The following is a 12,298-nucleotide window of genomic DNA, read 5'->3' on the forward strand; positions in this document are numbered from 1 at the left end:
CTGTCAATGTTCAATCAGAGGGTAGGCGGCATCGCCCCATACTTGATGTTGCCCTGCCATCATCAGTTCGATAAAGAGCGGAACGATATCAAACATCAATGCTGAGCAGTCCGCCAGTTGTTGACGATTGGCGCCACTACCGTAAGTGGCTCCACCGTGCATGATCTGGTTTCTTAGAACATACAGGCGAGACAAGATGATAGACAACACGGTTGTTGTATCATTATTTGCTAAGGCTGTGTGCGCGGCTTTCGTGGCTTTATTTTTTGCTTCAATCCAAGCGCTTTCTTCGATGTCTCCAGATTGATATCGCCAATAGTCGGCAAGAATAAATTGATTATTAAGTATGGAGCGAATGTTGCTGGAGTACTGGGTCCAAACTAGATTGTAGAGCTTTTGCTCAGAGTCCAACGAGACCAATCGCTCGATGAAAGCTATATAACGATCTCGTTCTGTGTCGTAATGCTTTTGACCTGATTCTTGTGCATACGCAGAATTGAAAGCAATCCATAGAAAGATAAATTTGGAGTCATCATCCTCCACTTGTTCGGCTTTATTTAGCCAGCTAAGTGCTCGATGGAGTCTCAAGGATAATGCGTTTGAAGCGTAGTTCTCGCGTTCCGAGCGGTGGCGTGCTTTTAGCTCCGTGTAGTTCATATTGCGTCCTAGCATCCTATTAGTCTAGATGTGTCTTCATTCCAAAATACAAAGACATTTAAGGAAAGACAATAGTTTCTTTAGCTATTTCATAGCGTGTCAGACTATTCTAGTTTCTACGCGTATTCATATAGGGGAATAAACTCGATAGTGCGGATCTTTACACCACTTTATTTTCTTGCCTTCCAATCTGAAAAACCTTCGTATCGCTTCTTTGGATGAATCGTTAAATAGAGAGCTATCCATGTAGACCATGCTTATTTTTCTTCTTTGGTCGTAAATTACTCGGCCTCTCGGAATTACCTGATACTCTAGTTGTCTGAGGTGGGCTGGTAGGTTAATGCTTTCAGGTTCGCATTCCCATAGATCAATATGATTGTCAGGTGAATCCCATAATCCAGGTAGGCTACATTCACCCTCCTCAAAAGTGCTTCTTTTACCGATTATCTCTCCTTGGTAATACCAAAAAATACCTATGTCTGCCACGAAGTTTTCATCCAGTTAGTTGTTAAAGCAATTATACGGGGAGATAACGACATAATCTGTCGTTTCAGCTGTTAAGATCGTCGTCTAATTCAAATATTATTGTGCAATACACATTCCGCTCTACTTACAGTCAACTCTGCAATAGCTACTTTTAGACTGTTAAAGTACTCTGGGCGAATGCAAGCGAAATGATATTTCGATAATTTTATATAAGGTATGTCATTGCAGTGCGGAGTTGAATTCGCACCACTTAAAATCCAAGTACGATAGCAAATTAGCTCGCGCATAATTGTAAAATGTAAAAGGAGATACGTATGAAAATTATTGCTGGTCTCGGCTATGATGACCGATTACCCAATGATTTGCCTAAGCATTACAACTCTTTGATTTGTGGTGAGCAAGGGCTGATTGCTGAGCTTGAATTTCGTGCAGGGATCGTGAGCGCAGATATTTCTCAAGTTGCGCGTAATGTGTCTTATTTAAAAGCCCTGAAATTCGCTAATAAAGATGAGCGATTCTATAGCCAGTCATTGCGTGTTGATCCATTAGCCAGTGCTGAAGCATTGCTTGCTTGGCGGGATTGGGCCATCCTCCATGGTTGGCAACATGAGGAAAGTAGCACTGATAAAGGACGCATGGTTGACTTGGCAGCTGTTGAGAAGGTGTTTGAAAGTGTTGGAAGTTCGCTTGGCGAACGAATTTATGCTCTTTTTTCTAGACTCAACCTGTTGGCTTCAAGCGTTACTTCGCTTGAACTTCATCACCCGCGTCTCAGTTGGCCGGCACTGTATCAAAAATTCTTCGACTCTCTAGAAAGTGTTGGGGTTTCGGTTACGGAAGTGTGCATGGCAATCTCGCCACAAGCACCAGTAGACAGCGACCTTGGCAAGCTTCAGCGCGCATTAATTGGTGAATACAAAGGCGCACTTGGCCTCCAAGACGATGGAACGCTTAAATTATTCTCTGCTGGAAGTGAGCAGCTCGCAGCCGAATACGCAATACGCGAGGCGAATGATTCGACATTGATCATTTCCCGAGGTGGGCATCATTGCTTGGCATCCACTATTGATCAGCTCGGGGGAAATAGCACTGGGCTTGGTGACCTCTCCATTTATCGCGCGCCAAACCAGCTATTACTACTAATGCTTCAGTGTGCTTGGCAAACACCATCTGCGGAAGTAATGCTCCAATATTTATCGTTGCCTACGGGGAGGTTTGGACGTTTGCGTCGAAAGCTTGCTCGACGATTTCGAGACCTCCCCGGATACGACCGCAGCCATTGGCAAAGTGTTATTGATGAATTCGTATCTGACGCATTGACCGATGACCCAGAACAAGATGAAGCTAGCTTGCGAAGCGCCATTGATGAATGGCTGCCGATCTGCCTGTGTCCAAGTGACGATGCTATGCCCATCGAGCTAGCTATCTCGCTGACGGACCGTGTTGCTAAGTACTGGAATGTAACACTCAGTCTATCGGAGCATGAGCAAGCTAAAGTTATCTTTTCTGCAGCTTATGCAGCTGCAGATGCGGTTAGTCAAGCGCTGCAAGACTGGCCAGAAAATGACATCAGCAAGATTCAATTAAATAGATTGATCACCATGGTGTTGAGTGTTGGCAATAGTCGCTTGTGTAGCACTCGAGAGACATCTTGTTTTGACGTGGTCAGTAATGCTGAAGTCACACAGCTATACACTCGTTCAATTAGCAAGGTTACCTGGGTAAACCCAGAGGTCCTTAACATGGTTGAGGTCCCACCGCTATCGCAAGAGGAATTGACAGGTATCCCTTTGGCCCCCGATGCATCGCAAAAGGCTATCTTAAAACAGCATGCTTTGGCTCGAAGTTACGCACCATTATTGGCCGCTGAGCAATCACTTACGCTAATTTCGACCCATTCGAAATCAGAGTTGTTGAAGTTGCAGATTGGCAGTTTGGTGGATACTAACATTTGGCCAACTTTAGAGGATGCGATCCTCTGTAATGAAGCTATTGGAGCATCAGCTCAGCAGGTAAAAGAGACGCCGCTGCCAAGAGAGCAACGCTGGTGGTCACTCGATTGTCCAGTCATCGCACCTCGTGCTGTAGAGTCATACAGCAGTCTGGCGACTTTGGCGCTTAGGCCTCACGAATACGTTTTGAAATATGCAGCTGAGATCAGTGAAGGGGCAATTGAGTCATTATCGGCGGATGTACGTTTGAAAGGAAACCTAGCACACCACTTGATCGAAGCTTGGATTAATGAGCATCCATGGACTGGTCAACCTATTGATCGCAGTGATATCAGTGTCTGGTTAGATAATAAGCTCCCGGTAATGATCCGACAGATCGCGCTGCCTTTGGCACAGCCAGGAATGCAGGTTGAACAATTGAGGTTTCAACAGCAAATGTTGGAGGCCATAGATAGGCTGATGAAGGCGTTGGTTGCGGCCAATATTGTTGGAGTTGAGCCGGAGCGTCAGCTTGAATATAACGGTAAGCTCGGAAATCTCGTTGGTACCATGGACATTTTCTGTGAATTGGACGATGGGCGTTTTGCCATAATTGACCTTAAATGGGGCGGATACAATAAATACCGCGAAGAGCTCAAGGCTGGACGTCCACTTCAGCTGGCAACCTATGCACACATTGCAGAAGGGAATCGCATTCGAGAACTTGCTGATGCCGGTTATTTCATCCTAAGTCGCGCCGAGCTGCTATGTAATAGTGCTGTGTTATTTCCAACTGCAATAGTTGTCGAGCCAGATGATCCAACGTCATTGAAGCGAACTTGGCAGCAGTTTGAAGCAGTCTTGCGTTGGCGAATTGATCATCTCTCTGCGGGGCAAATTGAGGTGACTTATGGTGGTGCTGGCCCTGATGACGATTCAACACCACCAAGCGATACTTTAGACCTTGTCTCCATTGAAGATAGTGCGCGAAAAAACGGAAGTGGTTCTTTTAAATCAACATATAAGGCCGTCGATACTTGGCGCAATCTTATTGGCAACATCAAGGAGCACTAATCATGAGCTTACATTATACCCAAGCTAGCGCCGGCTCAGGCAAAACCCACAGTATTGAAAATGATGTTGCGGATAAACTAGAGCACGATGATCTTTTACCTAGCGAGATCATTGCGGTTACTTTTACCAAGGATGCAGCAGAAGAATTAAAGGGTCGGATTAGCCAAACGTTGATCGGCCGCGGTAAGTTAGAACTTGCCACCGGTGTAATGACCGCTCGCATAGGGACGGTTCACAGCGTATTCGGTCAACTTCTTTCAGATTTTGCGTTTGAACTTGGACTCTCACCTGAGCAACGTGTAATAGATGATCAAGATAAAAAGCAGGTGCTTGCTGAAGCATTAGAAAGCAGCCTGAGCTTGACTGAAATTAAATCTCTAAATCAGTTAAGTTTCCGCCTTAGCGTCCAGGATTGGCGAGATGATGTGCTTAAAATCATTGAAATGATGCGCACCAATGCCATGCCTGCGAGTGAAGCAAATACGTTTGCACAAACCTCAATAGCTACACTTAAATGCCATCTTCCTAATGCTAGTCCGAGGGTTACTGAGGCAGAGTTTATTCAAACTCTTGAGGACGCGGTGCAACAGGCCGATCAGGTTGTCAAACCAACCAGTGGGCTTTTAGGCGCTGTTGACGCTTGTCAGCAAATACTTCGTCAGCAGGTTCTAACATGGCAAAACTGGGTAAAGGTGAGCAAGCTCAAACCAACCAAAATGGGCGATCCCATCTTTGCACAAGCAATGTCTATTGGACTAGAAGTACTTAAGTGCCAAGCTTTTCAGCAGGAACTTTCCGAATTTATCACTTTAGTCTTTCATGCAGCAGAGAAGGCAATGGATGCTTTTGCTGATATCAAGAATTCTCGGGGGTTGATTGATTTTGTCGATCAGGAAAATCTGGCTCTTTTTGCCATTGATCATCCGGTCGTTCAACAGCGGCTCAAAGAGGAGGTCCGCTATCTGATTATTGATGAGTTTCAAGACACTAGTCCCTTGCAGCTCGCTTTATTCTCCAAAGTATCTGAGCTAGTTGAAGACGTTCTTATGGTGGGAGATGCAAAGCAAGCTATTTACGGGTTCCGGGGCAGTGATCCAAAGCTTACGTTGGATGTGTTGGATTATGTACAGCAGGGTGGCGGGCAAACTAATACGCTCTCTAACTCTTATCGCTCTCGCGCTGGTTTAGTTGAGCTGACCAACGAGCTTTTTACTGCTCCATTTAGCCATCTTTTAAAGTCAGACCAAGTAAAGTTGACGCCGAATAACTCCTATTCCCTGGCCAGTGCAGAGTTAGAATGGTGGACACTCACGTATGAAGGCCGTAAGAGTAATGAACGTACACTTTCAGCGCTTGCCGAGGGAGTTCGTTCTCATATTGAGGCTGGAGTCGAAGTTTGGGATAAAAAGCTGAAGAGACCCCGTCAAGCAAAGTGGCGTGATCTAGCAGTGCTTTGTCGCAATAATGTAGAAGCTAGTCAACTGGCGGGCTACTGTGCCCGTATAGGTATACCAGTATCACTAGAGCGAGCAGGTCTGGTAGAAACACCAGAAATCAGCCTAGCACTAGCTTGTCTACGTCGCTTGATTGACCCATCAGACTCGCTAGCAAGTGCGGAAATTCTAACGTTAAATACGGGGGACGGCCCAGAGAAGTGGCTGCAAGACCGTTTAGCTGCAGTATCAGCAGCAAAGTCTTGGCAATGGAATAACACTGCACACCCAGCTTTAGAGCGGCTGGCTAGCGCGCGTGAAAATGTTGGGTTGTTCAGTATCAAAGAAGCCCTGAATACTGCTTTATTGGCTGGTGATGTTGCAAAGACGGTTTGCCAATGGAACGAAGGAGCAAAACTGACCGAACATCGGCTTGCCAACCTAGCGCAGCTTTCCAACTTAGTAAGTGACTATGAAAGTCATTGTTCGGCGCAATTTCTAGCTGCCACACCAACAGGTTTTATTTTATGGCTGAAAAACAAAGAGCAGTGCTTTGACGACAAGCAAGCGCCAAACCCTGGAGATGCCATCACAATCGCGACCTATCATAAATCGAAAGGACTTGAGTGGCCGATTGTCATCTGCCACAGTCTTGATAGCCCATTAAAGGTATCACTTTTTGGTTCCAGGATTACCAGCCAGGCGCTGCCTTTTGATTGGCAACAACCGTTACGGGGCCGAAGCTTGTGTTATTGGCCGAATCCGTTTCCTGAACAACGAGGAAATGATGTTTTGGCTGCTCAGTTGAGTCAATCCCTTGAGTGGAAGAATGCTGAACAACAAGCATTGAATGAGGCTATTCAGTTGCTTTATGTGGGTATTACCCGAGCACGGGATCAACTGATCTTGACCGCTATTGGAAAAGAGGATGCTGTTGGAAACTGGCTGCAGTTGCTCAATAGCAGTGCATTGCCACCAGCTAAAGGGCTTCTTACGTTATCTTCTGGAGCGACACTAAATGTTGAGAAGCAAACATTGGTCAAACCGGATGTTCCTTCTGCGTCGACGAATACCAGAGCTCGCCATTGGTTGGCTCCTCAGCTGCAGTTAACTGAAATAGCAGCCGTAGACTACTTCCAACCAGCATCGAAGATTCCACCACATGCGCAGAGTGTCTGCACCGTCTTGCATGACTTTGGAACTCGAATTCCAATCAATGGTAAACCGAATATGGATCAGCTTGGCTCAGTTCTACACCATTGCTTGGCTTTGGTTCTTGCTAAGCCTGATTTGGATGTCGAGATCCTTAATGAGTTGGTCAAAGCTGAGGTGCCGGGTGTTGTGCAAGGCGATCACATCTTTAAGCAGGGGCTGGCTTTGTTTGATTGGGTCAAAACCCGATATCCAAATGCCGTTCTGCACACTGAGATGCCAATCATGCTGATGCTCAGTGATGGAGGTCTTCGACAAGGAGCAATTGACCTGGTTGTTGAGACGGACGAGGGCTGGATTGTTATTGACCATAAGTCGAACCCACAGCCGAAGAGTAAATGGCTTGATATAGCGCAAGAGCATAGCGGGCAGTTAAAAGCTTATTGGGATGCGTTAGAGGTACTTTCCAATAAGCCTGTGATTAGCTCGTTGGTTCATTTTTCAGTAAGTGGTGGGCTTGTTGAAGTGACGGCGTAGCTGGTCATGAATTTAGTTTAAGGTTACTTGGGGGCATTAAAAATTGTTCGAAATGAATTGCCCCCCATTTCATTGACATCCTAAAGCCTCATAATACATTTGATGCGTAGTTCTCGCGTTCCGAGCGGTGGCGTGCTTTTAACTCCGTGTAGTTCATATTGCGTCCTAGTATTCATTCAAAGGTAATGGCTTGAATGATAAAACTATATAGATGATTCCAGAAGCGCAATAAAAGATTATAGTAATTAATGTTATGAGGTCTCTAAATCACGAGAGCAAAAAAAGTCTCAAGAAGCGAGGTGAATAACAATGGTTGTTGAAATCTTTATATTTGTGGGAGTAACCATCACGACGATCATAACGTACGGTATCTGGAAGTATCATCGATAGCGACATTTGGAAAACGATCTAGTGAGCTGCGGGCGCATCACTCGCTGAGTGATGGCTGGAGGTTACATACGCGATCCAAAATAATTTCTGACAAGAAATAACTGTTCTATAGATGGCTCGTCTAGCAGTAACTCCTTTGCTGTTCGCCCATCAAATGGTGAAGCCTTGCTTGCTCTATTAAAAAATGCGTACTCCTGTCCTGATGGAGATGTTAAAGCCAAAGCCTTGTGAACACCTGCCAGTAAGCTTGCTCGCATCAGGGTGTCTTCATCGAGTTCGAAGTCCACTTCGTCAGAAGCGAGCTCTAACCATGTTTTATATTGGTCTTTTGAAGCGGCCAATAAAACGCACATTTCATCCATTGTAAGATTCCACCTATCTTCGGCACGCATTGTTTCCAACCATTCGATAGCGGTTCTTTCGATACCAGTCATGTCATTATCGGCCATTGCATTACCTTTTATCGGTGGGGGAATAGAGCATTTTACATGAAAATATACTCGCTAGGTCGCCGCTTTGGAAATCAAAACAGCGACCTAATTCGTTAGTAGCCAAGTAACCGATGTTCCCAGATTTGATAAGGGCGCTTATTAATAAGCTGACTCAATAGTCTGCCAGTTACACCGATGTCATCATTCTGCTTATTAGTTTGATAAGTAAGCTCCAGAATAAATTTGTCATCATCAAGTGCTTGTAATTGCTCGGATATGCCTTTTATCACATCTGTCGAAGTCTCATGACTGAGATTGCCTAACGCATTAAAACAAAATGATTGTTCAGACTGTGACGGTAAAAATTGGATGCGTTGCCGAATGGCCTCCAGGCAGCGTTCACGATCTGTTTTTGAGTTTGTAACTGCTTTACCTAATGCCTTTGGTGTCATAAGTGGCTCAATAACAGGCTCGTACCAAGCTAAATAATAGAAGTAGCCATTTCGAAAGCGTTTAATTGCTGCTTCCAGTTGGATGTAATCACCAATGAAGTGGTTAATTGCTAAAAAATGATTGCCAAGTAAGCGTAGTTCTAGGGTGTTGTGACCTTGTACATCTTTAATCGTCGCTATGCGTACTGGCCAGCCTGATGCTGTGATTTTCATTTGTACGGACTCTAGTAAATAACAGCCTTTGAAACGTTGCTGAGTTATGGCTTCTGACAGATTAGGTTGAGCATTCAAGCTATGCATATTTCGCCCCCAGTTTGCTTTGTAATAACTTTTCAATAGCTGAGCCGTCCATACGTGTTAGGTTTGGAACGTATCGAGAGTAGACTCGAAAGAGCATTGATGTATTGGCATGGCCCATCTGACGAGCAATCCATTCAGGGGATTCGCCGGAAGCAAGCCATAAAGTCGCTGCGGTATGACGCGTTTGGTAAGGGCGACGCTTTTCTAGACCTAGACGTTTCAGTAGTGGATACCAGATACGCTGAGTTACATTGTTATGATTGATAGCTTCACCATGACGATTACAGAACACAAATTTTTCAAAATGTTCTGAGTGTTTTCTCTGACGAAGTAGGGCGTTATAGACTGGAGTGCTCATGTGAATGTCGCGGACTGACGATTCTGTTTTGGTAATATCTTCTTCACCAGCAACAATGGTCTCACGAATTTTGATAACACGATGTGAGAAGTCGACGTACTTCCATTTTAAGCCATCTATCTCACCAGTACGCATACCGGTAAAAAACCGAATTAGAAAGTAGTCTCGATAGTCTGGTCGAACGGTATCAAGGATGAGGTTTACTTCTTCGAGTGTAAATGGGAATGCATCAGTTTTAGGGCTCTTCAAAGGCTTGATACGAATGTATGGCGTGGTAAAGTTGTACTCGTCGGCGGCGTCCTCAAATATGCGTTTTAATGGATTAATGATCTTGTTTATACGTGTGTTGGCTAGGCTTTCTTTACCATTTCGACCCGGAACTTTGGCGAGTGAGGTTCGAAATTTAAGAATGTCATTACGGGTGATGTCGTCGACCTTTAGCTTTCCAAAGAAAGGCAAGTAGTACTTCTTGACGATGCTCTCGATGTTCACAATATGTGATCTGCGCCATGAGATCTTATTGCGATCAATCCAGCCTTCAATGAATTCTTCAAAAGTGGGTATCTCACCTTGGTTTTTAAGGGCTTTCCACTCTTCAGGGCTATGGATTTGCAGCTCAAGTTCCGTGAATTGCTCCGCAACTTTACTGCTTGGAAAGTAAGTCTTGTAGCGAAAAGTCCCTGAGATCATCTCGGACTCAATTTGCACGAGAGTGCGCTCGAGTTTTTTACGATTTGCCAGAGTGGGTTTCAAAGTTGTTTGTTCTCGACAACGTTTTCCCATGTAGCGAAAGTCAAGATATAGCGTATTGGTTTCCTTTCGAATGCTGACACTAGCCATGTTAAGCCTCCTCTGTAAATGCCAAAGCTAGAGAATCATCTTGGCTCACCATATCTGCTTCGATGTTCTCCCAGATGAAAAGGATTTTGCGGCGGTTGAATGGACGTATGTAATGACGTCCCTCGAATAAACATGAATCCAAAAGCTCATTGCGGATCGTGCGTGGAGTGTAATGGATTCTCTCTGATAGCTGTTCTGTGCTAAGGTAAGTGCTCATATATAGATCCTTTAGTATTTATGGTTGTTCAAATGTTAAAATAATTTAACATTTAGAATTAGCTTAATAGGCATTAAAGAACCTGTCAATATATTAATGTTAAATTATTTATACATATGTATGGTGTAAGGTGTGTTGAGATTTAAGCTTAAAGAGATGCTGGCAGAGAAGTCGTTCCAAGAAGGGCGCCGTATTACAATGGTAGAGGTCGCTGAAAAGACAGGGATAAGCCGTATTACATTGTCAAAAATGGCAAACCAAAAAGGTTACAGCACTGTCACAGACAACCTTGATAAGTTATGTGCTTATTTTGGGTGTTCATTGTCTGAAATTGCGGAATATTTGCCTGAAGAAAAGTAGGGCGCTCTAAATGGGGGTTATTACTATGTTTGAAATTAAGTCTACCCCTGAGCTAGGAGCTGAAGTTCTGGAGAGTTGGGCTGAGGCGTTTTCAACCCCTGTTGACCAAGTCGCGCAGTATGTTGGCTTGCCATTAAATCCTTCGAAGTCGCTAGATAGTAAAAGCCTTGAGCTCACTCGTACTCGATTGCTCGATATCCATAAATTACTGTTTCGAGTTCGGCCATGGTTTAACTCTGATCAAGCAACATGGGAATGGTTCATTGGTGAATCTCTAGTGCCTTTTGGTGGACTGACTCCATCTGAAGTGGTTAAGTCGCATCATGATAAGGGAGTCGAAGCACTTAATGAGTGGGTGAATAGTCGTGAGTTGGGAGGATTTCAATAAGGGCTTCTTTTTAGGCTTTCAACTGATGTTATGGTGCTATGACAAAGTGTCTAGGAGTGAAAATGTTTTATGTAGGAGTTGTGTATTATTTCGCCACAGGTGAGGGTGCTACACTTTTTGTCGCCAGTGGTAGTGAAGAATCAATACGGGAATCTATTCCTGAGTACTTCCAACAAGGACTATCTCTTTTAACTCCCTCAGATTGGCTTAAGGCAGCGGACGGAAATTGTGATAACGATTACCACCAATCGCATGCGGAAATTCTCAAAGCTTACTTACCGCTCTTGTGGAAACAGATCGAAGAATTAGCTTTAGGTCGAGGGTGTCATCTGAAATTTTCCTTGGAGCATCATTTTAATTACGGCTGATATTGAGTTGCATACACTCAATCTAAGTTGAGAGAAACCTACTAATGACTTCAAAGGCATCGAATAAACAGATCAGGCTAACGGCAAAGGGAATGGATCGTTTCGTGGCAGCGCTTGAATCGCCTCCAAAGATAACTGGTCTTGACGTAGCGCATTCGCGTTGGAGAGCAGTTTATGATGGGGAAACTAGATTTCGTCGAAGAAATTAGGTGAGACGAGTATGTAACGGTTCGCTTAAGTCGACATGATTGTCTCGTATTACCGACTTAAGTGTATTTTCCTTAGATTAAACCGTTTTTCCTCAAGGTCAGCCACTTCTGCAATATTAAAGCCTGTTCATGACCTTAATAACTCAAATGCATTGCTCCACAGAGAAAAGGAGATGCGCTCCAATTTGTTGTCTACGCAAATGCCTGAGAACCCAGGAAGAAGTTGGAAGCTTCCTTCATGACCAAAAAGATCTAGTGTTACAGCCAAATCATCAAACGCGACTGAATGATCATCAAAATATGAAACGGAGACTGCTTGGAGGCGATCAAACGAACGCCAAAGCATTGCAGTGTTTTCATTTGTTTTATCAATTTCTAACGCGGCCAAGATTTCCTCGCATGCAAAAGTAAATCGATTTTCCCGCTGTGTTTGTTGGGCGGCGTAATACTGTTGTATGCACAATGCAGTTAGGGCTTGAAGCACTCTGCCTTCTTCTCTGGTAGGTAGGTCGCAGTATGACGAAATGTAGAAAGGTAAAAACTCGTGATAGTGCTGTTTTTTTGCGCCAGGTATCAATTTATCAGGAAAGATATCAATGATGAAATCTGTAAAATCCTGCAGAGCCAGCTTTTGGGTAGAAAATCTGCTCCAAAAATAGTTTCTATCTCTCATAGTTGATATCCGTGAATTCAGATAATAATTGTATCACTAATG

At 44.2% G+C, this 12,298-nt stretch carries 11 protein-coding genes; 5 read left to right on the forward strand and 6 right to left on the reverse strand.

From position 1 onward, the window contains the following. Positions 1 to 3: 3 nt before the first annotated feature. Positions 4 to 657 carry a HEPN domain-containing protein gene (locus DN730_RS00170; RefSeq protein WP_115466095.1) on the reverse strand — a complete coding sequence of 218 codons (654 nt, stop codon included), beginning with the start codon at positions 655 to 657 and terminating at the stop codon, positions 4 to 6. 800 nt (positions 658 to 1,457) lie between these two features. Between DN730_RS00170 and DN730_RS00180 the strand changes: the two genes are divergently transcribed. Further along, positions 1,458 to 4,148, forward strand: a complete 2,691-nt coding sequence (locus tag DN730_RS00180) for a PD-(D/E)XK nuclease family protein (protein ID WP_115466097.1) — start codon at positions 1,458 to 1,460, stop codon at positions 4,146 to 4,148. 2 nt (positions 4,149 to 4,150) lie between these two features. Continuing rightward, the gene (locus DN730_RS00185; protein WP_115466098.1) at positions 4,151 to 7,270 is read left to right on the forward strand and encodes a UvrD-helicase domain-containing protein; all 3,120 of its coding nucleotides are present in this window, start codon (positions 4,151 to 4,153) and stop codon (positions 7,268 to 7,270) included. A 452-nt stretch (positions 7,271 to 7,722) separates the two neighbouring features. Here the strand turns inward: DN730_RS00185 and DN730_RS00190 are convergent, their stop codons facing one another. From DN730_RS00190 to DN730_RS00205, 4 genes are all read right to left on the reverse strand, one after another. Further along, positions 7,723 to 8,109, reverse strand: coding sequence for a hypothetical protein (locus tag DN730_RS00190; protein WP_115466099.1), 387 nt, complete (start codon positions 8,107 to 8,109; stop codon positions 7,723 to 7,725). Between the two features lie 95 nt (positions 8,110 to 8,204). Next, entirely contained in the window at positions 8,205 to 8,843 is a 639-nt protein-coding gene (locus tag DN730_RS00195) for a hypothetical protein (protein WP_115466100.1), read from the reverse strand. Continuing rightward, positions 8,836 to 10,041 (reverse strand): site-specific integrase, encoded by a 1,206-nt coding sequence (locus DN730_RS00200; RefSeq protein ID WP_115466101.1) that lies wholly within the window; start codon positions 10,039 to 10,041, stop codon positions 8,836 to 8,838. The genes DN730_RS00195 and DN730_RS00200 overlap by 8 nt, the downstream gene beginning before the upstream one ends. Before the next feature lies 1 nt (position 10,042). After that, complete coding sequence (locus tag DN730_RS00205; protein ID WP_115466102.1) at positions 10,043 to 10,258, reverse strand: hypothetical protein; 216 nt, start codon at positions 10,256 to 10,258, stop codon at positions 10,043 to 10,045. 132 nt (positions 10,259 to 10,390) lie between these two features. Between DN730_RS00205 and DN730_RS00210 the strand changes: the two genes are divergently transcribed. From DN730_RS00210 to DN730_RS00220, 3 genes are all read left to right on the forward strand, one after another. Further along, a complete protein-coding gene (locus DN730_RS00210; protein ID WP_115466103.1) occupies positions 10,391 to 10,618 on the forward strand; it encodes a helix-turn-helix domain-containing protein in 228 nt (75 codons plus the stop codon). 25 nt (positions 10,619 to 10,643) lie between these two features. Then, a complete protein-coding gene (locus tag DN730_RS00215) occupies positions 10,644 to 11,006 on the forward strand; it encodes a hypothetical protein (protein ID WP_115466104.1) in 363 nt (120 codons plus the stop codon). A gap of 62 nt (positions 11,007 to 11,068) precedes the next feature. Further along, positions 11,069 to 11,374, forward strand: coding sequence for a hypothetical protein (locus DN730_RS00220; protein ID WP_115466105.1), 306 nt, complete (start codon positions 11,069 to 11,071; stop codon positions 11,372 to 11,374). Between the two features lie 336 nt (positions 11,375 to 11,710). Here the strand turns inward: DN730_RS00220 and DN730_RS00225 are convergent, their stop codons facing one another. Beyond that, positions 11,711 to 12,256, reverse strand: a complete 546-nt coding sequence (locus DN730_RS00225; RefSeq protein WP_115466106.1) for a hypothetical protein — start codon at positions 12,254 to 12,256, stop codon at positions 11,711 to 11,713. Between the last annotated feature and the right edge of the window lie 42 nt (positions 12,257 to 12,298).

This window comes from Marinomonas piezotolerans (assembly GCF_003362755.1).
Taxonomy (GTDB): Bacteria; Pseudomonadota; Gammaproteobacteria; order Pseudomonadales; family Marinomonadaceae; genus Marinomonas; species Marinomonas piezotolerans.

What these genes read in the sequence shown, in the direction of transcription:
- DN730_RS00170 (WP_115466095.1), bottom strand. Translation starts at nt 657, where the DNA reads ATGAACTACACGGAGCTAAAAGCACGCCACCGCTCGGAACGCGAGAAC.
- DN730_RS00190 (WP_115466099.1), bottom strand. Translation starts at nt 8,109, where the DNA reads ATGGCCGATAATGACATGACTGGTATCGAAAGAACCGCTATCGAATGG.
- DN730_RS00205 (WP_115466102.1), bottom strand. Translation starts at nt 10,258, where the DNA reads ATGAGCACTTACCTTAGCACAGAACAGCTATCAGAGAGAATCCATTAC.
- DN730_RS00215 (WP_115466104.1), top strand. Translation starts at nt 10,644, where the DNA reads ATGTTTGAAATTAAGTCTACCCCTGAGCTAGGAGCTGAAGTTCTGGAG.
- DN730_RS00225 (WP_115466106.1), bottom strand. Translation starts at nt 12,256, where the DNA reads ATGAGAGATAGAAACTATTTTTGGAGCAGATTTTCTACCCAAAAGCTG.
- DN730_RS00220 (WP_115466105.1), top strand. Translation starts at nt 11,069, where the DNA reads ATGTTTTATGTAGGAGTTGTGTATTATTTCGCCACAGGTGAGGGTGCT.
- DN730_RS00195 (WP_115466100.1), bottom strand. Translation starts at nt 8,843, where the DNA reads ATGCATAGCTTGAATGCTCAACCTAATCTGTCAGAAGCCATAACTCAG.
- DN730_RS00180 (WP_115466097.1), top strand. Translation starts at nt 1,458, where the DNA reads ATGAAAATTATTGCTGGTCTCGGCTATGATGACCGATTACCCAATGAT.
- DN730_RS00185 (WP_115466098.1), top strand. Translation starts at nt 4,151, where the DNA reads ATGAGCTTACATTATACCCAAGCTAGCGCCGGCTCAGGCAAAACCCAC.
- DN730_RS00200 (WP_115466101.1), bottom strand. Translation starts at nt 10,041, where the DNA reads ATGGCTAGTGTCAGCATTCGAAAGGAAACCAATACGCTATATCTTGAC.